Annotated in this window: 25 protein-coding genes; 15 read left to right on the plus strand and 10 right to left on the minus strand. The window is 68.6% G+C overall.

Annotated features, from left to right (window positions below):
- Positions 1–455 precede the first annotated feature (455 nt).
- On the plus strand, positions 456–926 hold the full coding sequence (locus IFU19_RS05835; RefSeq protein ID WP_192013175.1) for a hypothetical protein: 471 nt from the start codon (positions 456–458) through the stop codon (positions 924–926).
- Between the two features lie 25 nt (positions 927–951).
- On the opposite strand, the gene IFU19_RS05840 is transcribed toward IFU19_RS05835, so the two are convergent.
- Positions 952–1176: a helix-turn-helix domain-containing protein gene (locus IFU19_RS05840; protein ID WP_192013176.1), complete on the minus strand. Its 225-nt coding sequence runs from the start codon at positions 1174–1176 to the stop codon at positions 952–954.
- 68 nt (positions 1177–1244) lie between these two features.
- Here IFU19_RS05840 and IFU19_RS17135 point away from each other — a divergent pair, with 68 nt between their 5' ends.
- Positions 1245–1640: a DUF2510 domain-containing protein gene (locus tag IFU19_RS17135; RefSeq protein ID WP_192013177.1), complete on the plus strand. Its 396-nt coding sequence runs from the start codon at positions 1245–1247 to the stop codon at positions 1638–1640.
- Between the two features lie 186 nt (positions 1641–1826).
- On the opposite strand, the gene IFU19_RS05850 is transcribed toward IFU19_RS17135, so the two are convergent.
- Entirely contained in the window at positions 1827–2711 is an 885-nt protein-coding gene (locus IFU19_RS05850) for a hypothetical protein (protein WP_192013178.1), read from the minus strand.
- A 162-nt stretch (positions 2712–2873) separates the two neighbouring features.
- Between IFU19_RS05850 and IFU19_RS05855 the strand changes: the two genes are divergently transcribed.
- The 3 genes from IFU19_RS05855 to IFU19_RS05865 all read left to right on the plus strand — a co-directional run bounded on the left by IFU19_RS05855 (position 2874) and on the right by IFU19_RS05865 (position 5282).
- Positions 2874–3017, plus strand: a complete 144-nt coding sequence (locus tag IFU19_RS05855) for a recombinase family protein (protein ID WP_199858607.1) — start codon at positions 2874–2876, stop codon at positions 3015–3017.
- A 92-nt stretch (positions 3018–3109) separates the two neighbouring features.
- A complete protein-coding gene (locus IFU19_RS05860) occupies positions 3110–4180 on the plus strand; it encodes a hypothetical protein (protein ID WP_192013179.1) in 1071 nt (356 codons plus the stop codon).
- Between the two features lie 7 nt (positions 4181–4187).
- A complete protein-coding gene (locus tag IFU19_RS05865) occupies positions 4188–5282 on the plus strand; it encodes a hypothetical protein (RefSeq protein ID WP_192013180.1) in 1095 nt (364 codons plus the stop codon).
- Between the two features lie 250 nt (positions 5283–5532).
- Here IFU19_RS05865 and IFU19_RS05870 read toward each other — a convergent pair whose 3' ends face one another.
- The 3 genes from IFU19_RS05870 to IFU19_RS05880 form a co-directional block, all read right to left on the minus strand.
- The gene (locus tag IFU19_RS05870; RefSeq protein WP_192013181.1) at positions 5533–5850 is read right to left on the minus strand and encodes a hypothetical protein; all 318 of its coding nucleotides are present in this window, start codon (positions 5848–5850) and stop codon (positions 5533–5535) included.
- Positions 5851–6074: 224 nt separating this feature from the next.
- Positions 6075–6461 carry an A1S_2505 family phage non-structural protein gene (locus tag IFU19_RS05875; RefSeq protein WP_192013182.1) on the minus strand — a complete coding sequence of 129 codons (387 nt, stop codon included), beginning with the start codon at positions 6459–6461 and terminating at the stop codon, positions 6075–6077.
- 338 nt (positions 6462–6799) lie between these two features.
- Positions 6800–7372 (minus strand): gamma carbonic anhydrase family protein, encoded by a 573-nt coding sequence (locus tag IFU19_RS05880; protein WP_192013183.1) that lies wholly within the window; start codon positions 7370–7372, stop codon positions 6800–6802.
- Positions 7373–7533: 161 nt separating this feature from the next.
- Between IFU19_RS05880 and IFU19_RS05885 the strand changes: the two genes are divergently transcribed.
- The 5 genes from IFU19_RS05885 to IFU19_RS05905 all read left to right on the plus strand — a co-directional run bounded on the left by IFU19_RS05885 (position 7534) and on the right by IFU19_RS05905 (position 10954).
- Positions 7534–8130 carry an alternate-type signal peptide domain-containing protein gene (locus IFU19_RS05885; RefSeq protein ID WP_192013184.1) on the plus strand — a complete coding sequence of 199 codons (597 nt, stop codon included), beginning with the start codon at positions 7534–7536 and terminating at the stop codon, positions 8128–8130.
- Positions 8131–8143: 13 nt separating this feature from the next.
- Positions 8144–8659, plus strand: coding sequence for a hypothetical protein (locus IFU19_RS05890; protein WP_055836848.1), 516 nt, complete (start codon positions 8144–8146; stop codon positions 8657–8659).
- On the plus strand, positions 8656–9156 hold the full coding sequence (locus IFU19_RS05895; protein ID WP_055836845.1) for a hypothetical protein: 501 nt from the start codon (positions 8656–8658) through the stop codon (positions 9154–9156). Before IFU19_RS05890 ends, IFU19_RS05895 begins: the two co-directional genes overlap by 4 nt.
- The gene (locus tag IFU19_RS05900) at positions 9141–10358 is read left to right on the plus strand and encodes a signal peptidase I (protein ID WP_192013185.1); all 1218 of its coding nucleotides are present in this window, start codon (positions 9141–9143) and stop codon (positions 10356–10358) included. Before IFU19_RS05895 ends, IFU19_RS05900 begins: the two co-directional genes overlap by 16 nt.
- A 110-nt stretch (positions 10359–10468) precedes the next feature.
- Entirely contained in the window at positions 10469–10954 is a 486-nt protein-coding gene (locus IFU19_RS05905) for a Dps family protein (RefSeq protein WP_055939900.1), read from the plus strand.
- Positions 10955–11063: 109 nt separating this feature from the next.
- On the opposite strand, the gene IFU19_RS05910 is transcribed toward IFU19_RS05905, so the two are convergent.
- From IFU19_RS05910 to IFU19_RS05930, 5 genes are all read right to left on the minus strand, one after another.
- Positions 11064–12557, minus strand: coding sequence for an amidohydrolase family protein (locus IFU19_RS05910; protein WP_192013186.1), 1494 nt, complete (start codon positions 12555–12557; stop codon positions 11064–11066).
- Complete coding sequence (locus IFU19_RS05915; RefSeq protein WP_191914989.1) at positions 12554–13177, minus strand: FMN-binding negative transcriptional regulator; 624 nt, start codon at positions 13175–13177, stop codon at positions 12554–12556. Before IFU19_RS05915 ends, IFU19_RS05910 begins: the two co-directional genes overlap by 4 nt.
- Positions 13178–13285: 108 nt before the next feature.
- On the minus strand, positions 13286–14278 hold the full coding sequence (locus IFU19_RS05920; RefSeq protein ID WP_191914988.1) for an Fpg/Nei family DNA glycosylase: 993 nt from the start codon (positions 14276–14278) through the stop codon (positions 13286–13288).
- Entirely contained in the window at positions 14278–14820 is a 543-nt protein-coding gene (locus IFU19_RS05925; RefSeq protein WP_055836828.1) for a ribose-5-phosphate isomerase, read from the minus strand. Before IFU19_RS05925 ends, IFU19_RS05920 begins: the two co-directional genes overlap by 1 nt.
- A 93-nt stretch (positions 14821–14913) precedes the next feature.
- Positions 14914–16101: a ferrochelatase gene (locus IFU19_RS05930; RefSeq protein ID WP_192013187.1), complete on the minus strand. Its 1188-nt coding sequence runs from the start codon at positions 16099–16101 to the stop codon at positions 14914–14916.
- A gap of 150 nt (positions 16102–16251) precedes the next feature.
- Here IFU19_RS05930 and pepN point away from each other — a divergent pair, with 150 nt between their 5' ends.
- From pepN to IFU19_RS05955, 5 genes are all read left to right on the plus strand, one after another.
- The gene (pepN, locus tag IFU19_RS05935; protein ID WP_192013188.1) at positions 16252–18801 is read left to right on the plus strand and encodes an aminopeptidase N; all 2550 of its coding nucleotides are present in this window, start codon (positions 16252–16254) and stop codon (positions 18799–18801) included.
- 129 nt (positions 18802–18930) lie between these two features.
- Positions 18931–19842 carry an ABC transporter ATP-binding protein gene (locus IFU19_RS05940; protein WP_055836821.1) on the plus strand — a complete coding sequence of 304 codons (912 nt, stop codon included), beginning with the start codon at positions 18931–18933 and terminating at the stop codon, positions 19840–19842.
- Positions 19839–20648, plus strand: coding sequence for an ABC transporter permease (locus IFU19_RS05945; protein WP_192013189.1), 810 nt, complete (start codon positions 19839–19841; stop codon positions 20646–20648). The genes IFU19_RS05940 and IFU19_RS05945 overlap by 4 nt, the downstream gene beginning before the upstream one ends.
- A 70-nt stretch (positions 20649–20718) precedes the next feature.
- Positions 20719–21963 (plus strand): mechanosensitive ion channel family protein, encoded by a 1245-nt coding sequence (locus IFU19_RS05950; protein WP_192013190.1) that lies wholly within the window; start codon positions 20719–20721, stop codon positions 21961–21963.
- Positions 21960–22409 carry a globin gene (locus IFU19_RS05955; RefSeq protein WP_192013191.1) on the plus strand — a complete coding sequence of 150 codons (450 nt, stop codon included), beginning with the start codon at positions 21960–21962 and terminating at the stop codon, positions 22407–22409. The genes IFU19_RS05950 and IFU19_RS05955 overlap by 4 nt, the downstream gene beginning before the upstream one ends.
- Positions 22410–22461: the final 52 nt, after the last annotated feature.

The raw sequence follows: 22461 nt of genomic DNA on the forward strand, positions 1-22461 counted from the left end.
CCCACGACCCCGCGCCCTCGGTCTCGGTCGCGGTCTCGGCGGCGAGCGCGGCGCACAGCGGCGCAGTCTCGTACGAGTCGTAGTACCCCGCACAGGTGCGCGCGACCTGAGCTAGTAGCTCGTTATCGTCTCCAGCGAGCGCTCGCAGCTCAGCCAACACGCGCCCCGGATCGTTCACCAGTGAGTTCCTAGAGATCGTCGCCGACAACGCGACATCGAGCGCAGCCCGCTGGCTCAGGCGTCGCGAGGGCATGGGGCAGGCGCTAAGCCGCACCGCCGACATCGCCCCGTCGCTTCGCTTTCGTGTGGGCGTTTGGGGACTACGGGCACCCGAAAGCACGCGCCACTACATGGCCAGACATTCATCACCGAGAAGGTGTATCTCCGGGGGTCGCCAGGAGTATCACGGGCATGAGCGCGCCGAGAAGCGGTGCCCGTGTCACGAGAGACGCCCAATGGAAACGACCGACAAGATTCGCGAAACCAGACTCCGCCGCATGGCGTACCGTCAGGGGCTCATCCTGCGGAAATCTCGGACGCGAGATCCCCGCGCAATCGGCCACGGCATGTACTGTCTCGCCGACTTCGAGAATCGGGCCGTGGCCGGAACAGACTTGATGGGTCACTCAATGAGTCTCGATGAGATCGAGGCTTTCCTGGCGGATGCCCAGGGGTTCGATGTCTATTTCGCAGATCCGCTTGGGGACTATCGGCAGAACGAGAAGCCCTTCTTGGAGTGGCACGACAGGTACTGGTTCGGAAGGCGTTGGACAGCAGGGTGGCTGCTCACCGAGCGCAGCGACAGCCCTACCGACCACTTCATCCTTGTGGGCCGAACCGAACTCGCTCAGGCGGCCATCATCGCGACGGACATGGTCGAGTACTGGAACACTTTCCGGCGCGATATCGAAGCAGAAAGCGCATGACGCCTTCAGCGGTCGATCAAAGCCGTTAGTCCAGGACGCCAAAGAACGCGGCGGACGTGCTCCCCAGAGCGTGCGCGACCTTGAACCAGGTCGCGACTGTGCCGCCGCGTTCACCGGTTTCCAGAGCGATGACGCCCCGTCTGCTCAACCCGGAGGCCTCGGCCAACTGCTCGTAGGTCAGGCCCTGCTCGGCTCTGAGCTGCTTCATCCGCCGCGCGAGACGGGAAACGTCAGGCTCGGGTGTGGACACGATCCCCAACCCCACTAGAGTCGGCTTCAGAACACAGTGCACATCTGTGCACTAGCTGAGGGGGGGTGATGACGGACTCGGACCAGGCAGACGCGCGAGTCGGGGCGGGATGGTTCCCTGACCCCGCTGGGGCTTTGCAGATGCGCTATTGGGATGGCTCTCGATGGACTGAGCACACGGCTGCTCCAAACCGGAACACCAGCGTCCGAGGTCAGCTCCCCGCCATCGCGATCATCGCGGTGGCGCTCGCATCTATCGCGTGGCTGCTCGGCTTCGTCTCCTCGAATGCGGTCCCCGCCGTAGGGGTCCTGCTCCTCCTGAGCACAGTCGCTGCCATTGTTCTCGGAGTGGTTGGCATCGTGCGGGCGAGGCGAAACGGTCGTGGCTTCACCACATCGGTTGTAGCCACGGTGATGGCCGGTCTGATCGTCGTGAGCGGGCTGTCCGTCTTGATTCGGGCATAGGAGTGAATCATCGTCGACGGCCTCACCCTCGTCCGAGCCCGTGGACTTGTCGGAGCCGTCAGCACCTCGCATCAAGTCCGCGCCGTCCCAGCTCCGCCCGTGCCTACGTAGTGACACTTTCGTAGCGATAGCTCTGTTCACTCAAAGCAGGACTTCGCGCCGTCACGAACCAGGGCACGCATGTTCTCAGCCTGCCGATGGCGTGGAGGCGTTCATGTGCGCTCGAACAATAGCTTCGGAAGCGGCGTCATGAGCCACCGCACAAGGATGTCCGGGAGGAACTGAACGCCCCAGAACGGCGAGCATCTGTCTGCTCACATAACTGGCGGATAAAAACGCCTGATGCGCATACATCGCAGCCCACCGCGCGTTCAGTCCGATCCGATAGACACCAGCATTGTCGTCGACATCGACAAATCCGTGAATCCCGGTTGACTCACCATGCGCGACCCCGGAAAGGTGCGAGTAGCGCCAGCGTCCCTGAAGGCCTGTCTTATCCCCGAGTTCGGTGGCCAGCTTCGTGGGGGACACATTGAGCGGGTTCCTACTGCCCGTGAGGCGACCGATGTCATCCAGTACGTTTTGCCGCACCTCATCCGCGCGAGTGTTGCGGCCGTGCATTTCACCAAGCACTAGCGATGGATTGACTTTGATCAGCATCGCCATTTCGCTAGCCATGGCAGAGAGCCATCGGTACATGACCTCGTTGTCAGATTCGGGTTCGATCAGCCACCAGGCTCGCGCAAAGGATTCGACGGCACCACGGGTGATAGTAGCCGTCGAGAAAGCTGCGTCGGCGCGCTGGAGGGCATGAGCGAGCGACTGAAGATGATCCACCCCGGCGAGCGCCGCAAACAGTGCTGTCTCCATTGCGTTACGACCCGGGAACGGACCCTGGGAACAGTTTGGGTCGTGAATTAGCCCCAGGCGTTGCGCACGCGAGCCGCTGGGACCTTCCCCGAAACCGCTCAGCAGCAATGGCTTGAGCTGCGTCACAAACGTGAGCAACGCCGTGGACACGTCGGCCCTATCCATAGGGGAGAAGGGCTGAAACACTCGCTGCTGGCTCACGTGTTCAAAGTACTGGGCTCTGACCGTGGCCTCAGATGCACGTGCGTACGCGCGGCAGCCGCCGAGCCTGCAAGTCTGACATCGCGGTCTTGGGTGGACTGCCCGAAGGTCCCGAGCGGCGCACATGGGAAGTATGGATCGAGTGGCAGGCAGTGCGGATACGTGAGCAGCGACGGCCTGTCGATGAACGTCATCGCCCGCACCCTGAACGACGAGAACGTGGCCACGGCCAAGGGTGGTAAGTGGTACCCGTCGACGGTGCGCGCCATCGTCACCAGCGAGACCGCCAAGGGACTGGCCGGGTAGGCCCGTGCAAGCATGCTCGTCCGCCACCCGTATTATTTGGACAACCGCACCCGGTGGGGGTGCTGGGCCACGGTCGTTTCGAGGAAGAGCTGATGGACGGTCCTGAAGGCTTCGACTACGTCCTGCTCGCGCAGGCGCAGCTTGGCGCGCCCATCGACTTGGTCTCCTCCATCGTGCGCACGAAGGGTGACACAAACTCCGCGCACGTCGCGGTCGAAACCGTCTTCACGGATGGAGAGCACCCATTTGACGAACTGACGCTCGCCGGTGTCGCGGTTCGCCGCCACCACGGGCCGAACTATGTCGTCCTCGAACTGTCCGACTCAGACGGACAGTGGGCGGCAGCGGCATTCACGACGGGGCACGAAGGTGTCTTTCACATAGCGTCAGGGCAGCCCCGGACGGACAAGCGTTGGGACAAGCTGGAGCGCGCTTTGTCTGCGCGGCAGTCAGTCTCGCGGTGCTTCCTAAACCACGCCGATTTCCTCGCAATCGCGACGGATCTGGAGCGCTACAGTCCGATCCTCGTATCGCGACTGACGGCGCGAAAGACAGAGGACCACTCGTCCATCACGCGTGGCTTTTCTCAGTCTCGTCCCACGCCGCAGCAGGCGGTGGACGACATCGAGGATCAGGGCGGCGTCGTGCGCACCATGAGCATGGTGTCCGACGAGGTCTCCCTACAGATCCGCCGCATCGCGGGCGCGACCTTCTACGTCGGACAGCCGCGCTACTTCGTGGACAACGTCCTACGTCCCCTGGCTGCTGCTGCTGCTGTCAGACGGCAACTGGTGTCCAACAGGGCGCGGCAGGGCGTGGACGAAGAGCTCCACGCGCTCAGCATCGACCTGTCTGCAAACCTGTTCAATACGAGGGAGGAGACGGGCCTACTCCTGGATGTCGTCTCCCAGATGCCGCACACCGAAGTAGCTGTCTTCCATCGCAACCCATATCTGCACTTCGCGCTCTTCGACTCACGCGACGGGTCCAACTTCGACATCGTGGTGACCGAGGCCAACTCGATTCAGATCTACCCGGGGTACCGCGCGTCGCAGGATGCCGTCGCTCGTGTGGCTCAGGCGCTTGGTGAGCGGTTTGGCGCGTCGTCAATCGCCGACCCACCAGAGCGTGAGCGCGTGTCCATCGAAGAGCTGATCGGCTGAGCAGCAGATGGCAGACGCGCCCAAGCCGCAGCCCGACTCCGCGACGCTGCGCGAGTACGAGTTGTACGACCGCAGCGTTGACGTCGTCTCTGCGTTTCACTGGCTCTACACCGACACGAAAGAACTCCCCGACCTTGTCGCTCACTTCGAGCGCTACCCCACCGTCAAGATGCGGGTGGGCGACACCGAGACGAAGATCACTCCTGACTTCACCGTGCTCTTCAAGGATGGCACCGGTCTCGTCGCCGAGATCGCGAACATCGCTCGACACGAGAACTCCGTCGAAAAGCTTTGCCGTCAGCTCCTGAACTACTCGGAGATCACAGAGCTACCAGACGGTACCGGGGGCACGGTCCCCGTGAAGGGTGTGGATGTCCTCTTCCTTACTCCAATGAAAACGGCGGGAGACGCCGTTCAGCGCGTCTTCTCCGAGCGACTCGACAACACCGATCACTGGTACTCGCCCGATGCACGACCCGCACTCATGCAGTTTGCCCAGCAGCCCGACGAGTACGTCTTCCAGCTTTGGCCTGATAAATCGATCAACGGCAATCTCCGCCCGCACGGAGACCTAAAGCTGGCGTCGCTCGACGTGCCGCAACTTGTCGTCAAGCCCGGGCACTTTGCGCAAAACAAAGTGCAGTACGCGTTCTGCAACGATCCGGTGCCTGCTCTGTATCTCGCGACGCGTCTCGTCGTCAGCGTCTTCCCAGTGATGCACGCAGACCCGAGGGAGGCCTTCACCACCACCGTGGAGGACATTACCGCGGTCCTCCGGATGCAGTATGGGCAGGGACGCACCGCAGATGTCCAGAGAGCGCTGGACCTCTTGAAGACCGCGGGCTTGGTCACCCGGGCAGCAGACAGTTCGTGGCGAATCCTTCGAGGTCGCGCAGGTCTTGGACGAGAGAACGTCCACATCTCAATAGCGACGAGGGCCGCGAAAGCCGCGATGCCCAAGCCCAAACCCAAGCCCAAGGCCGCCCAGCCGATGGTCGCTGGATCGGTTCCCCTATTCGACAACGCGGAGCAGTTGGCAGCGCTCCTCGACGGACGCACCGCGGGCGAGCCGGAGGAGACAACCGGCGATCTGACGGCCTGAGCAGCACCTAGGGGCCACGGGACCTCTCCGCTGCGATACGTGCAGCTCGTGCAGCCGTGTATTGCTCTTGCGTCCTCAGCAGCTGCCTCCGCTTCACCTCCAGCGCCCTCGGATTCAGCGGGCCGATGGCCTCCGTTTTCTGGCGAGCCTCGTTCGATGCCTCCGCCATGCCGGATCAGGATCTCCATGTCCTCGTGCATGGCACGGATGAACCGCGCCAACATCTCGTCGTCCTTGTCCCCCCATGCCCTCAGCGCCCCGTACGTGGGTCCTGGGGGCCGTTCTGCGCCTCGCGCATGCGCCTACGCAGCATCGCCGCCGCCTTGTCGCGGGGCACCATCTGCGATGACTGGCTGCCCCATGCGTTAGTCCATTCGATACTGACGAGATCCCTCGGAGGCAGTGCGGCCTCTTTGGCCTCTTCGCGCGCACGCCGTGCCGCCCGCCGTCTCAGAACGCCCGGAATCTCATCAGCCATGTCAAGCAGGTGATCGTCGTCCGAGCGGAACGCCTTGTCGGCGACGGCCCACAGGGCTTCCAACTTCGAGATCTTCTCGGGGCGGATCATGGGTGACTCCAGGGTCGCGTATCGGTCAGAACGACTATCGACTGCGCGTGCCGTGGCCAATCCGTGGCCAATCTTTTTCCCGACACGGGTACGGTATGACGCGAAGGAACCGCACTGATTCGCGAATCGACGCGGGTCCAGGCACTGCCAAAAGGGGTGTTCATCTGTCTTCCAAACAGATGATGCGAGTTCGATTCTCGTCAGCCCCTCCACCCGTCCCGCGCCTAGGGATTCTCCGCATCGTCATCCGATCGCCGACGACTCTCCTCGCGGAACGATCCCGGCAGCACGACGTTCTGCCCGGCTCCCGCGAAGAACCCGGCCACCTGCGCGGGTCGATATCCTGCGATCCCGCACCCGACCTCGGTGACGAGGAACCGCAGATGCGGGTGATCCGCCGCGAAAGCGACGAATCGCCGTGCCTGCTCCTCGAACACCGTGAGGCCCGACATCGTGTCGATGCCGTAGGCCTGCCCCTGCAGCCCCTCGCTCTGTCCCCAGACCGCTCCGAAACGGTCCAGGGCGAACCGCGCGGCTCCCCCGCCGTGCGCCCCGGACGCGTTCGATCCGAACACGAAGACCTCGTCGGGGCCGAGCGTCGTGATGTGCATCTCGCGAGAGTACGCGTCGCGCTGCTGCTCGGGGCCGGCCCACCCGCCCAGCGACAGATCGAGCTCGAGGCCCGCCTGCGCCTCCGTGGGTACGTCGAATCCGCAGGCGGCGTAGAGCGCTGCTCGCCGCCACGACCCGCGCGGCCACGATCCGCGCGCCGCTGCGAGACGGACCCACTCGCGGCGGGTCGACGAGGCGGTTGCGCAGATGGCGGCTCCCGGGCGGCGACGGCATCGCCGACAGCGACACCGTTCGCCACGACACCACAGTCCCGGCGCGGACCCCCGTCAGAGCCGCGGAACTTCACCCGTCGGACGCGTCGATTCGCTCCCCCGGGTCAGTCCGTCCACCCGTCGAGGTCTCGGTCGACGTCCGTGACCGGCGACGCGGCGCGATGCCGAGCCGTGTGCGCCACGTACGTCTGGGCGTTCCGCAGAATCTTCGCGCGCTCCTCGTCGGTCAGCGCGCGACGCACCTGGGCCGGAACGCCCGCGACGAGCGATCCCGCCGGCACGACGGTGCCCTCGAGCACGACCGCTCCCCCGGCGATGAGGCAGCCGGGACCGATATCGGCACCCGAGAGGATCACGCTCCCCATCCCGATCAGCGAACCGTCGCCGATGGTGCACCCGTGCACGACGGCGTTGTGTCCGACCGAGACGTCGGCGCCGATGACGACGGGGCGTCCGGCGTCGACGTGGACCGAGACGTTGTCCTGCACGTTGCTCCGGGCGCCGACGGTGATCGACGCGCTGTCGCCCCGCAGCACCGCGTTGTACCAGACGCTCGCGTCCGTCGACAGTCGCACGTCGCCCACGACTCGGGCTCCGGATGCCACGAACGCGGTGTCGTCGAGCTCGGGAGCGGCATCGGGAAGGGCGAGCACGACGGCGTCGCGAGCGATGGTCATGGCCCGACCCTAACGACCCGCGACTACTGGCCGCACGCGCGCCCCGACTACCGGCCAGCGCCTCTTCCCCTACCGGGAAGGCGAAACCGGTAGCGCCGCGGACGGGCGGCGCTCATAGGTTCGGTCCCGCACCGCAGCCGCATCCCGCCCTGGAGAACATCATGTCCCGCACCGTTGAAACATCCCCCGCCACCCGCACCCGTTCGGTTCGGCGCCACCCTCGAGGCGTCGCGATCCTCGCGATCGCCGCCGGCACCGCCCTCCTGCTCGGTGGCGCCGGCACGTACGCGTACTGGTCGACCGAGACCGCGTTGAGCGCCGGCACCGTGGAGTCGGGAGACCTCGACCTGACGTTGGGGGCGGGCTCGTGGACCCTGGCGGGCGCACTGCAGCCGGCCACGGCCGTCGACGAGGCCGACCTGGACGATGTGCGACTGGTTCCGGGCGACGTGCTCACGCTGTCGCAGCCTCTCACCGTGACGCTCGAGGGGGACACCATCGCCGCGGACCTCACGGCAGCCCTCGGTGACGACTTCACCACGGGTGCGCTCGCGACCTATCTCGACGTGGACCTGACGGTGCCGGGCCTCGGCACCGAAACCACTCCGAACACCTACCGCATCACGGGCGACACCGAAGAGACGGTGACCGCCACTCTGACCATCACGTTCCGCTCCACCACCGACCAGCGAAACGGCGTCAACAGCACCGTCGACCTCAACGGTGTGGCCTTCGCGCTGTCGCAGGCGACCTCCTGACACGGGCCTCGGCATGTCGCAGCGTGACGACGGCGTCCCGCGACGGCTGCGCTGGGGAGCGATGTTGGCGACGGTCCTCGTGCTCGGTGGGGGGACCACCGCGGCGCAGGCGTTCTGGCAGAGCCGTGTGCCCCTCGCCGCGGGGGTCGTGGCATCCGGTGACCTGGCCCTCGCGACGCAGTGGGTGGGTTCCTGGTCGGCGTGGAAGCCGCTGTACCCGAGCGGCGTGAGCGACACCGCGACGCTGCGAGTCACCGCGACGGGGAGCGGGACGACGCTCCGCTGGAAGCTCAGCGCGACGCCGACGACCCAGTCGACGTGGGTCACCACGCAGGTGTTCGTCGGAGCGTGCGGGAGCGGCACCGTGATCCCGCCGGGGGGTTCTTACGCCCCGGCGGGAGGGTTGAGGACGGGACAGTCGGTCGACCTGTGCCTGCGGGTGACGCTGCGCGCAGACGCGCCGTCTACCGCGCAGAACACAGCCATCTCGCCGTCGATGACGGTGACGGCCGATCAGGTGCTCTCGTGACGGGGCTGTCGCCGGGGGGCCGGTCGGTGATCGCCGGCGCCGTCGCCCTGTCGTTCCTCTGGGGTCTGACCGCTCCGCCCGCAGAGGCCGCCTGGCAGTCGACCGCCGCGGCGCCCGCGTTCTCGCTGTCGACGGGCTCGCTCGCCGCACCCGTGACGCAGTGCAAGAACGTGACGTCGAGCCCCCGCGCCGCGCGGATCGAATGGGCGAGCGTCGAGGGCGCGACCGGTTACGACGTGACGCTCGGGAACACCGTCAACAGCAGCACAACATCGCTCAGCCAGAACCAGACGAACCTGTTCTTCGAGGTGCGCGGCTCGCTGCTCGAGAACCTCGGTCTGGCCCTCGGTTCCCTCCTCACCGGGGGGTCGGTCCTCGTGACCGTCAAAGCCCGCGTCGGTGCGTGGGAATCCGCGGCCGGCAACGCACAGCCCGTCGTGCTGTCGAGCCTGCTCGGTGGTCTGCTGACCGGAGGGCTGAAGTGTCAGGGAACCTGACCCGACGCTCCACGCGCGAGGCCCACCCCCGCCCGCGCTCCCGCGGGCCCCGTCTGCGTTCGGTCGTCGGCACGGTCGTCATCCTGGTCCTCTCCCTGTTCGCCCTGCTGACGATCGTCATCCCCCACCTCCTCGGCGCTCAGACGTATACCGTGCTCACCGGGAGCATGCAGCCCGGGATGCCGCCCGGCACCATGATCGCGGTGCGCGCCGCGTCGATCGACGACGTGCGGATCGGCGACGTCGTGACGTACCAGATCCGCTCGGGCGACCCCGCGGTCGTCACGCACCGGGTCGTCGGGACGACGAGCAGCACCGGCGGAGACCGGCTGCTCGTGACACGCGGCGACGCCAACGATGTCGACGATCCCCCCGTGCAGCGCGAGCAACTGCGCGGCACGGTGATCATGGCGGTGCCGTACCTCGGGTATCCGGGTGTGCTGCTGGGCGGGCACGACCGAGGGGCGATCGTCGCCGTGGTCGGGGTCCTCATCGTCGGGTACGGCGTCGCGCTGCTGGCCATCGACCTGGTGCGGACCCGGCGTCGGCGGGCTGCCGCGGCGACGCTCGCCGTGCTCGTCGCCGTCGCGGCTCTCACCCCCTTCGTCGCTCCAGCGCCCGCGAGAGCCGGGGAGCCGGCGGCCGCGTCCCGCGACGCGGCGGAGGCGAACCTGCAGCTCAGCGCCGATGGCATCCGATTCGTCTCCGACGGCTCGCTCGACCCGATCGACGACCTCGGCCGTCTCGCACCGGGAATCACGCTCACCACGCCCGTGTGGATCCGCAACGTCAGCGGTGATCCCGCTCGCGCTGCGGTTCGCCTCGACCTCCCGGGCGCCGACGGGACGCGCCCCACCTTGGCGGGGGCCCTGCGACTCGCCGTCGACGATCAGACGGTCGCGCCGGGCGCCGAATGGCGCAGCGCCGTCATCCCGGCCGGCGGCACGGTGCGCATCGCGATCGGCGTGCGGATGGATGCCGCGGCGGGCAACGACATGCGACGGGCGGCGACGAGCGCCACGCCCGTCGTGCGGCTCAGCGAGCACGTCGAGGGCGCCGACCCGGACTCCCCCCGATCGCCCGGCGATGCGCTGCCCCGGACGGGGCGTGGCACGGACCCGCTCGCCGCCGTCGCGCTCGTCGCGGCCGGAACCGTGGGAGCGGGGCTCGCGCTCGCGACGAGAAGGCGGGAGCATAGGTGAGGATTGCCTATTCATCAGGTATTTAGCCGAGCCTCATCTTGCTTGCGGAATGTCCGCGACTGAGTAGCGTTGCATCCATCGAGACTTCGAACGTCGCCTAAGGAGCAAACATGAGCACCGTTCACACCCCCGCCGCCACCACCGTCGACTCCACCATGGCGTCCGGCACCGCGCAGTTCCTGTCCCCCGTCGTGATCGGCCTCGAGGCGCTCGTCGTCAACGGCAAGCAGGCGCACTGGCACGTCCGCGGATCCAACTTCATCGGCGTGCACGAGCTGCTCGACACGGTCGTGGCTCACGCGCAGGACTGGGCCGACCTGGCCGCCGAGCGTATCGTCGCCCTGGGCCTGCCCATCGACGCGCGCCTGTCGACGGTCGCGGCCAAGGCGAAGGCCACCGAGGTGCCCGCCGGCTTCGCGCAGTCCGACGTCGTCATCCGCGCCGTCATCGCCGACATCGACGCCGTGCTGCTCGACATCGAAGCCGCCATCGAGGGCCTCGACGAGCTCGACATGACGAGCCAGGACGTCGCCATCGAGATCAAGCGCGGTCTCGACAAGGACCGCTGGTTCCTGTTCGCGCACCTCGCGGCGTAATTCCTCCACGAAGGGGGCGGTGCTTCGGCGCCGCCCCCTTCGTCGTCCCCGCGCACAAGACGCCGGGGGTGTCGTCGCGCGCGAATCCGAAGCGGCGAGGACGTGTGCGTCACGCGCCGTGCGTCACGCGCCCCGCGAGCAGCGTCGTGCGCACCGTCATGGCGCGCAGGCCCCGCTCGTCGGCGGCGTGCGGATCGTCGCCCACGATGACGAGATCCGCCAGGGCCCCGGGACTGATCTGCGCCGGCGCCGTCGATCCTCCGGCGGTGGATGCCGCGATGGCGGTGTCGATGTCGATCCGCTGGTGCGGGTGCCAGGCGTCGCGCCCGTCGCGCGTGCGGAACACGGCCGACGCCATCGCCGCCCACGGATCCAGCGACGCCACGGGCGCGTCGGAGCCGAACCGCACGTTCGCCCCGCTGTCGACCAGGGCGCGCAGGGGGTAGGGCTGCGCGGATTGCTCAGCCCAGATGGCATCCGTCATGTCGCGATCGTCGAGCGCGTGCTCGGGTTGCACGCTCGCCGCGACGCCCAGCCGGGCGAAACGCGGAATGTCGGCGTGCGCGACGAGCTGTGCGTGCTCGATGGTGCCCACCGCACCGGTGCGTGCGTACGCGTCGAGAGCGTGCGCGTTCGCGACGTCGCCGATGGCATGGATCGCGCACTCGAGCCCCGCGGCGGTCGCCCGCGTCATCATGTCGACGAGGGCGTCGGGGGGCACGGTGAGCAGTCCGTGGTTGCCGATCTCACCCGGGTAGTGGTGGGCGCACGCCGCCGTGCGGGTTCCGAGCGACCCGTCGGTGATGGCCTTCAGCGGTCCGACGCGCACGAGGTCGTGCGCCGCCCCGCGCACCCGGTCGCCGGTGCGCAGGCCCTCGGCGATCGCGCGGTCGAGGTGCTGCGGGTAGGTGCCGTACGAGACGCGGAGCGTGTCGAAGCCCCGCGCGACCCGCCGCTGCCAGGGCTCGTCGTTCCACGTCATGTCGAGGTCGACGAGTCCGACGATCCCGCGTGCCGCGGCGGCGCGAGCCATGCGCTCGACGGCGTCGTCGGCACGGTCCGGCTCCATGGCGTTGAGTCGGCGCGAGATCTCGAAGGCGTCCTCTTCGCGCAGCATCCCGGATGCCACGGGCTCGAAGCCCTCGCGACGGAACGCGGCGCTGTTCATCCAGACGCTGTGCACGTCGGCGTTGACAAGGTAGGTCGCCCCGTCTCCGGTCGCGGCGTCGAGCAGGGCGAGACTCGGCTCGTCGGGCCACAGCCCGTCGCGGAAGCCGACGCCGATGCGGCGTCCGTCGCTCTCGGGGGCGAACGCCATGATCGATGCGGCATCGCGCGCCGAGGCGACCTCGCCGAGCGGCACGCGCTCGGCGACCAGGGCCCACTGCAGCACGTGCACGTGGTGGTCCCAGAGGCCGGGCAGCAGCCAGCCGCCCTCCCCGTCCACCACCACGCCGGTGGGCCGGAGGTTCCCCGTGGGGGCGATGTCGGCGATCACTCCGTCGGCGATGACGAGGTCGACGGGCTCCGAGGTGGGGAGGAACTCACGACCCGGCCCCGCCACCCGCACGGCGCGGACGAATCCGACGTGCTCGCCGATCACGCGCGTCCCCGGGCGTCTTCGGCGCGGCGCATCTCGCCGGCGAGCTCGGGGTGCTGTGCGGACAGCCCCGCGATGACGGTCTCGACCACCTCGGCGCTCTTGTTCTGGCTCAGCTTGCGTTTGGCCGTGACCCGCGTGGGTGTCAGGCGGAAGCCGACGGTGCCGCGCTCGAGGCGTTCGACGAACGTCGCGTCGTTCGGCAGGGCGTACAGGGTCCGCGCGTCGTCGGCGTCGCCCTCGAACCGCTCGACGAGACGTTCGAGTACGCGGAGGTTCTCGTCGGGCGTCAGGATCTCCGGGATGCCGGAGAGGTGCGCCGACACGAAGTTCCAGGTGGGGACGGCGGGCACGTCGCCGTACCACCGGGGAGTGATGTATCCGTGCGGGCCCTGCACCACCACGAGCAGCTCGCGGTCGCCGAGACCGAGGATCGCGTCGTCGGGCTTGCCGACGTGCCCGACGATGGTCAGGTCGTCTCGCTGGTCGTCGAGCATGACCGCATAGTGCGAGGCGACGAGACCGTCGTCGCCCTGACCGACGAGGGTGACCCACGGGTGGCGGTCGATGAGACGCCGGATCTCACCGACGTCGGTCATCGCGAAGCTGGGGTTCTGGCGCACCGGATCAGCCTAGAACGCGGCGGGCTTCACCAGGCTCATCCGCCGACGCGGCGCGCGAGGCACCGGGCTCGTCGACGGGACCGTCCCCGGCAGATCAGGCCCGGCAGATCAGGCCTGGCAGCGTGGGCACCAGTAGAGCTTGCGCCCCGCCGCCTCTTCCATCACGATGTCGGTGCCGCATACGCGGCACGGCAGACCCGCGCGGTGGTAGACCCAGTGCCGGTCGTCGCGATGGGCCATGGCACGGCGATACGCCTCGGGATCGAGGTCGTCCATCGTCATCATCTGGCCGGTCTCGACGCCGATCGACAGCAGTCGCACCCAGTCCCGCCACATGCCGCGGACGACCTCTTCGGGCACGTCGCGGCCAGGCGTGTGCGGATTCTGCCGGGCTCGGAAGAGGATCTCGGCGCGGTAGACGTTGCCGATTCCGCTGACCACGGCCTGATCCATCAGGAGCAGGCCGATGGCGGTGGGCTTCTTCTCGACGGTCGCGGTGAAGCGTTCCTCGCCCTCGGCGACGTCGTCGACGAGGGGGTCGGGGCCGAGCTTCGCGATCGTCGCCGCCACCTCGTCGGGCGTCTGCAGCACGCAGGCCGTGGGGCCGCGCAGATCGGCGCACGTCGTCTCGGTGAGAAGACGCAGCCGCACGGCGCCGACCACCGGCGGTGGCCACTCGACCTGTTCGTCGAGACCGGTCGTCTGCTCCGACATGCGCACCCGCGCGCGCCGGGGGGCACCGATCGAGCTCAGGGAGTTCTCGCCCGCGGCGTCGAGGATCGGCGCGTCGTCGAACGTCGTGCCGCGCTGGTTGGTGTGCCCCATGCGGCCGTTCGCCGAGGCGATCGTCGCGTCGAGCGCCACCTCGCCCGAGAAGTCCCACGCGCCGTACATGCCCAGGTGCACGCGAAGCCACACGTCACCGTCGAACCGCAGGAACATCTGCTTGGCGACGGCCCGCACCTCGACCGCTTCGCGTCCGTCGAGCACCGACGCGCCCTCGACGAAACGACCCTGGGGGCTGGATGCCGCCACGACGCGCCCCACGATGTTGCGGTCGAACTGCCGCGCGATGCGGTGGACGGAATGCCCTTCGGGCATCAGCCTGCCTCGGGGTCGAACGAGTCGCTGGCGTCGGTCAGGGTGTTCTCGCCGCGAGCCGCCCGCGGGTCGGGCAGCAGCACGCCGTCTTGCTCGTACGCCGCGAGCTGGCCGATCCGGCGCGCGTGGCGTTCTTCGCCCGAGAACGGTGTCGCGATGAAGCGGTCGATGAACGATGCGGCCTCGTCGAACGTGTGCTGACGCGCGCCGATCGAGATGACGTTGGCGTCGTTGTGCTCGCGCGCGAGCTCGGCGGTCGACACGTTCCACACCAGCGCGGCGCGCACGCCCAGCACCTTGTTCGCGGCGATCTGCTCGCCGTTGCCCGAGCCGCCGAAGACGACGCCGAGCGCGTCGACGCCGTCGGCCTGATCACGCACGACCGCTTGAGCGGCGCGGATGCAGAAGGCCGGGTAGTCGTCGAGCGGGTCGTACTCGAGGGGGCCGTGGTCGACGACCTCGTGCCCCTGGGCGGCGAGGTGGTGCTGGATCTGGGTCGAGAACTCGAGACCGGCGTGATCGGTGCCGATGTGGATGCGCATGCGCTCATCTTATTGACGGCCGCCGACATCAGGGGGCGGACGCGACGACGCCGCCCGCTCCCCGGAAGAGAGAGCGGGCGGCGTCGGATCGGGTCAGGGGCGAACGCCCGCGGCGACGGGCTTGAACCCGGCGCGGATGTTCTCGCAGCAGCCGGGGCGACACACGTCGTACCACGGCCCCAGGTCGGTCAGGTGCGGGCGTTCCGATTTCGGAGTGCCGTTCAGTCGCTCCTCGACGAGGTCGACGAGGCCCGAGACGTAGGCCGGGTCGACGCCGGGCGTGGGCGTGCGGACTGCGCGGATGCCGGCCTCCTCGGCGGCCTCCATGGCCTCGGTGTCGAGGTCCCAGAGCACCTCCATGTGGTCGCTGACGAAGCCGAGCGGCACGATCGCGACGGCCTCGACCCCGCGGCCGGGGAGTTCGGCGATCACGTCGTTGACGTCGGGCTCGAGCCAGGGCTGCGTGGGCGGGCCGGAGCGCGACTGGTAGACGAGCTCCCACTCGACCTCGGCGACGGCGTCGGCGACAGCGGCCATGACGACCTCGGCGACGGCCTTGTGCTGCGCCTCATACGCGCCCCCCTCGCCGAACTCGACGTCACGGGGGCCCGAGCGCTGGGCGTCGGCCATCGGAATGGAGTGGGTCGAGAACAGCACGCGGATCTTCTCGGGCGCGATCCCGTCGGCGACGAAGCCGGCCACGGCATCCGTCACTCCGCGCAGGAACGTGTCGACGAAGCCGGGGTGGTCGAAGAACTGGCGCACCTTGTCGATCGTCACGGTCTCGCCGAGCCCCGTCGACTCGAGCACGCGGGCGTAGTCCTCGCGGTACTGCCGGCAGCTCGAGAACGAGCTGTACGCGCTCGTGGCGATCGCGAGAAGAGTGGTGTGGCCGGCTTCGGCGGCCTCGCTCACGGCCTCTTCGAGGTAGGGCGCCCAGTTGCGGTTGCCCCAGTAGACGGGCAAGCCGAGCCCGCGCGCAGCGATCTCCGCCTCCAGAGCCGCCTTCAACTCGCGGTTGTGCTCGTTGATGGGGCTGACCCCGCCGAAGTGGCGGTAGTGATGGGCGACCTCTTCGAGGCGCTCGTCGGGGATGCCGCGTCCGCGCGTGACGTTGCGGAGGAAGGGGATGACGTCGTCCTGCCCCTCCGGGCCGCCGAATCCGGCGAGGAGGATGCCGTCGTATGCGACGGGCGTCTCGACCCACTTGGGCCCCGACGCCGCGGCGGGCGAGGCATAGAGGACGGGTTCAGGGGTGGTGTCCGTGTCGGTCGTGCTCACGCAGACATCCTCGCACCTGCATGGCGAGCCCGGGCGCGGGTTATCTCGTGACTAGGCTTATCTGGTTGTCATCGTCGCCGACGGCGTCCGTCGTCACCCGCGAGAGCGCTCGATCTGCGACGATCCACCCTCATCCCAGGGAGTACGCCAGTGCCAGGAGAGAACCTCACCCGCATCGAAGCGCAGGAACGCCGCGCCGTCGTCGACACGCACGCCTACGACGTGCAGCTCGATCTCACCCGCGGCGACGAGGTCTTCTCCTCGCGCACCGTCGTCACCTTCGCCGCCACCGAGGGCGCATCGACGTTCATCGATCTCATCGCGCGCACCGTGCACTCCGTCACGCTGAACGGCCGATCCCTCGACCCGGCCGCCGTGTTCGTCGACTCGCGCATCGCGCTCGACGAGCTGGCATCCGAGAACGAGCTCGTCGTCGAGGCCGACTGCGAGTACACGAACACCGGCGAGGGCCTGCACCGCTTCGTCGACCCCGTCGACGGCGAGGTCTACCTCTACTCGCAGTTCGAGGTTCCCGACTCCCGCCGCATGTACACGGTGTTCGAGCAGCCCGATCTCAAGGCCGCCTTCACGTTCTCGGTGACCGCCCCCGCGCGCTGGAAGGTCGTCTCCAACTCCCCCACGCCCGAGCCCGTCGCCGTCGGCGACGACACCGCCCGCTGGGACTTCCCCCCGACGCCCCGCATCTCGTCGTACATCACCGCGCTCGTGGCGGGTCCGTACGAGGCGACCTTCTCGGAGCTGACCAGCGCCGACGGCCGCGTCATCCCCCTCGGCGTCTTCGCCCGCAAGAGCCTCTGGCAGCACCTCGACGCCGACTACGTCTTCGACAAGACGCGCCAGGGCTTCGCGTACTTCGAGGAGAAGTTCGGGTTCCCGTACCCGTTCGCCAAGTACGACCAGCTCTTCGTGCCCGAGTTCAATGCCGGCGCGATGGAGAACGCCGGCGCGGTGACCTTCACCGAGACCTACGTCTTCCGCAGCAAGGTCACCGACGCGGTCAAGGAACGCCGCGTCGTGACGATCCTGCACGAGCTCGCCCACATGTGGTTCGGCGACCTCGTCACCATGAAGTGGTGGAACGACCTCTGGCTCAACGAGTCGTTCGCCGAATGGGCGTCGACGATCGCCACCGCCGAGGCCACCGAGTGGAAAGCCGCCTGGACCACCTTCAACGCGATGGAGAAGACCTGGGCCTACCGTCAGGACCAGCTCCCCTCGACCCACCCGGTCGTCGCCGAGATCACCGACCTCGAAGACGTGCAGGTCAACTTCGACGGCATCACCTACGCCAAGGGCGGGTCGGTGCTCAAGCAGCTCGCCGCCTGGGTCGGGATCGAGCAGTTCTTCGCCGGGGTCGGCGCGTACTTCCAGAAGCACCAGTGGTCGAACACCGAGGTCGGCGATCTGCTCGTCGAGCTCGAGGCCACCAGCGGCCGAGACCTGGGCGACTGGTCGAAGAAGTGGCTCGAGACGGCGGGCGTCAACACGCTCTCGCCGCTCATCGAAGAGGGCTCCGACGGCACCATCTCGCGCTTCGCGATCGTGCAGACGGCGCCCGCCGACTACCCCACCATCCGTCCGCACCGCCTCGGCGTCGGCTTCTACTCGCTCAACGACGCCGGAGCGCTCGAGCGCGTGCACCGCGTCGAGATCGACGTCGACGGTGACCGCACCGAGGTCGCCGAGCTCCGCGGCATCCGTCGTCCCGATCTCGTGCTGCTCAACGACGACGACCTGGCCTACGCGAAGATCCGCCTCGACGAGCGCTCGCTCGCCACGGCGGTCGCCCACCTCAAGGACATCTCCGACCCGCTGGCCCGCTCGCTCGTCTGGGGCGCCGCCTGGGATCAGACCCGGGATGCCGAGTCCTCGGCCACCGACTACCTGGATCTCGTGCTGCGCAACATCGGTTCCGAGACCGAGTCCACGACGGTGCGCACGACGCTCGGTCAGCTGCAGCTCGCCGCCAACTCGTACGTGACGCCCGCGTCGCGCGAGGCGGCTCGCGCACGCGTCGCCGACGGCCTCTGGGCGCTCGCCCAGGCCGCCGAGGCCGGCAGCGACAGCCAGCTGCAGTTCGTCACCGCGTTCGCCTCGGCGGCCTCGACCCCGGCGCACGCCGAGACCGTGCGGGCCCTGCGCTCGGGCGAGACGGTGCTCGACGGCCTCGAGATCGACACCGACCTGTCGTGGCAGTTGCTCATCTCGCTGGCCACGGCCGGCGCGGTGTCGGCCGACGACATCGACGCCGCCCGCGCGGCCGACAACACCTCGAAGGGTGGGGAGCTCGCCGCCCAGGCGAAGGCCTCGCTGCCCACGCACGAGGCGAAGCAGCAGGCGTGGAACTCGCTCATCGACAACGCCGACGCGCCGAACACGATCGTGCGTTCGACCGCCCTCGGCTTCACGCACCCGGCGACGGTCGACGTGCTGGCCGACTTCGTCGAGCCGTACTTCGCGATGCTGCTGCCGATCTGGGAGTCGCGCAGCTACCAGATCGCGCAGTACCTGATCGTGGGTCTGTACCCCGCCGCCCTCGCGAACACCGCCCTGCGCGATGCGACCCGCGCCTGGCTGACGCAGAACGCCGACGCCGCCCCGGCGCTGCGCCGCCTCGTCGGCGAGAACCTCGCCGGCGTGGAGCGTGCGCTGTCGGTCCAGGAGCGCGACTCGCAGTAATCGCGCCCCTCAGAATGCCCCCTCCCTCACCGGGAGGGGGCATTCGTCATTCGTGGGTCATCCCCGGGTGGACCCGGATCATCCCCTGGGAGGATGCCCCCGCCCGGGGCGCCTCCGTAGCGTGAAGGCATGATCGTTGCAGAGCACCTCACCAAGCGTTACGGCGACAAGACCGCCGTCGACGACGTCTCGTTCACCGTGGCTCCTGGCCGCGTCACCGGCTTCCTCGGCCCCAACGGCGCGGGCAAGTCGACCACCATGCGCATGATCGTCGGTCTCGACCGTCCCTCGACGGGTTCGGTCACCGTCGGCGGGCAGGACTACCGCCGTCTGCGCTCCCCCCTCACCGAGGTCGGCGTGCTGCTCGACGCCAAGGCGATCCACACCGGACGCTCGGCGCGCAACCACCTGCGCGCCATGGCCGCGACGCACGGCATCGGGCGCAGCCGCGTCGACGAGGTGATCGAGCTCACCGGCATCGGCTCGGTCGCCGGCAAGCGGGCGGGCAAGTTCTCGCTCGGCATGGGCCAGCGTCTCGGCATCGCCGCCGCTCTCCTCGGCGACCCGCACACCCTCATCCTCGACGAGCCGGTCAACGGCCTCGATCCCGAGGGCGTGCGGTGGGTGCGCCAGTTCGTCCGCCATCTGGCGGGTGAGGGTCGCACCGTGCTGCTGTCGAGTCATCTGATGAGCGAGATGGCGCAGACCGCCGACCACGTCATCGTGCTCGGCCGCGGACGCGTCCTGGCCGATGCGCCGCTCGCCGACCTCGTCGGCACCTGGACCACCACGACCCTGCTCGTGCGCTCCCCGCGCCTGGCCGACCTCGTCTCGGCCCTGCAGATCCCGGATGCCACGGTGACGGCCACCGAGCCCGGTGCCGCCCAGATCACCGGCGTCACGGCGCAGACGGTCGGCGACCTCGCCGCCGCTCGCGGCATCCCCCTCTATGAACTGACTCCGCGAGCGGGCTCGCTCGAGGACGCCTACCTCGCCCTCACCGACGACTCGGTCGAGTACAAGACCAAGGAGATCGCATGACCGCCGTCGCTTCCGCGCCGACCACGCGGGCCCACGCCCCCGCCTCGACCGCGCACCGCCTCAGCTTCATCCACCTGATGAAGAGCGAGAGCATCAAGATGCTCACCCTGCGCTCCACCTGGTGGTCGCTCGGCGTCACCGCCGCCCTGTCGGTCGGGATCTCGTTGCTGATCGCTGCGGCCTCGAGCGACATCGGCGGCGGCTTCCCCGCGGCGAACGTGATCCTGGCGCCGACGCAGTTCACGATGCTGGTCGCCGGCATCCTCGGTGCGATCGTCATCACGGGTGAGTACTCGACCGGCATGATCCGTTCGACGCTCACCGCCGAACCCCGTCGGGGGGCGGTGCTGGTGGCCAAGGCCCTCGTCGTCGCACTCGTCATGGCCGTGACCACCGTCGTCATCTACACGGTGGCGATCGCCGTGACCGCGCCGCTGGTCAGCACGGGCCTCGACTGGTCGACGCCCTCGGAGTCCCTGGTTCCTCTCGCGTTGGGGGTCGTGTCGATGGCGGCCTTCACGCTGATCGGTCTCGGCTTCGGCTTCGTCATCCGCAGCGGCGCCGGCGCCATCGCAGCCACGGTCGGGGTGCTCTTCGTGCTGCCCATCGTGTTCAGCCTGTTCTCGTTCGCGGGACCGAGCTGGCAGTGGATCCTCGACGCGGCCGACTACCTGCCGGTCAACGCCGCGGTGCAGCTCACCACGCCCGGCGGCACGGAACTCGGCCAAGGCGCCCTCACCCTGGCGGCGTGGGCCCTCGCGCCGCTCGTGCTGGGCTGGATCTCCCTGCGGTCGCGCGACGTCTGACCCCTCCTCCCCACCACGAATGCCTCGACGCTCAGCCAGCGCCGAGGCATCCGTCGTTACGCTGTGACGGATGTCTGTTCTCGCCGAAGTCCCCGAACCGAGCCCGTCTTCCACCGCGCCCCCGGCCGACATCGGCAGCCTCGATTTCTGGACCTGGGTCGGCGGCCAACTGCTCGGCTTTGGTGGCGTGCTGCTGCAGATTCTCGGCATCGTCGTCGGGATCGCCATAGCGGCGTGGATCCTGCGCGTCATCATTCGGCACGTGGTCGATCGCATCGTCAACGGTGCGAAGAGCAAGGCGCGCGTCGACGACACCCAGGCCCTCGACCGGTCCCCGCTCAGCGCGGTGCGACTCGTGCAGCGCACGCGCACCCTCGGCACGATCCTGCAGAACATCGTCAACGTCATCCTGGTGATCGTGGCGCTCGTGTGGGTCGCCGGGATCGTCGCGCCGAACGCGCTGGCCTCGCTCACCCTGCTCACGGCCGCCGTCGGTGCCGGCCTCGGTTTCGGCGCGCAGAACATCGTCAAAGACGTGCTCAACGGCATCTTCATCGTGGCCGAAGACCAGATCGGTATCGGCGACGTCGTCGACCTGGGCCTGGCGACCGGCATCGTCGAGTTCGTCAGCGTGCGCATCACCCACGTCCGCGACGTCAACGGCACGCTCTGGTACGTCCGCAACGGCGAGATCACCCGCATCGGCAACATGTCGCAGGGCTGGTCGCGCGTCATCATCGACCTCGCCGTTCCCACCGACGCCGACATCGACGACGTCGAGACGGCGATGCTCGCCGCGGCGAAGACGATGTCGAAAGAGTCCAAGTGGCGCTCGCGCATCATCGAGCAGCCCGAGATCTGGGGCCTCGAATCCATCAGCGGTGACGCTCTCGTCATCCGCCTGGTCATGAAGACGCGCTCGAGTGCCAAGGACGACGTCGCCCGCGAGCTGCGCGCGCGCCTCAAGCGCGCGATCGACGCGATGGGCATCGCCCTGCCCCAGCTGAACTCCATCATGCTCAGCGGGCCCGAGGGCGCGCAGAGCGTGCGCGGCGCGCACCCGCCGAAGACGAAAGAGACGCCGGTGGCGCCCGGCGCCGACCGGCCTCGCTGGAAGCCCCGCGGCCGCCGGATCGATGCGTCCGACACCGCCGACGACCACGACGACGCCGTCCCCACGAAGACGAAGAAGAAGGCCGTGCGCGACGAGACCCCGACGGCGACCCTGGATCTCCCGGGCGCCGAGATGCCCCGGGCCGACTTCGCCAAGCCGACGCCTCCGGCCGTCCGTGCCGATCACGAGGAGCAGTCGTGACCGAGCCCATCAGCTTCTACGACCAGGTGGGCGGCATGGACACCTTCCGTCGCCTGGTCGATGCGTTCTACCGCGGCGTGGCCGGCGACGAGGTGCTCAAACCCATGTACCCCGAAGAAGACCTCGGGCCGGCGGCCGAACGTCTGACGCTCTTCCTCGCCCAGTACTGGGGTGGGCCGGCGACCTACGGCGAGACCCGAGGTCATCCGCGCCTGCGCATGCGCCACATGCCGTTCCACGTCGACCCCGACGCCCGCGACCGGTGGCTTCGGCACATGCGCGCCGCCGTCGACGAGATCGCCCTGCCGCCCGCGTTCGAGGCACCCCTCTGGGACTACCTCGAGCGCGCCGCGTACGCGATGGTCAACACGTTCGAGCCCCGCGGCAGCGGGCCGCAGCAGAACGGGCGCCCCGACACGGGTCTCCCGGTACGCGCCGCCGATTGAGCGACGTCACGGGGCGGCGGGTGCGATCACCGCCTTCCGGCGCCGTGACTTG

This window comes from Microbacterium sp. CFBP 8794 (assembly GCF_014841235.1).
Classification (GTDB): domain Bacteria; phylum Actinomycetota; class Actinomycetes; order Actinomycetales; family Microbacteriaceae; genus Microbacterium.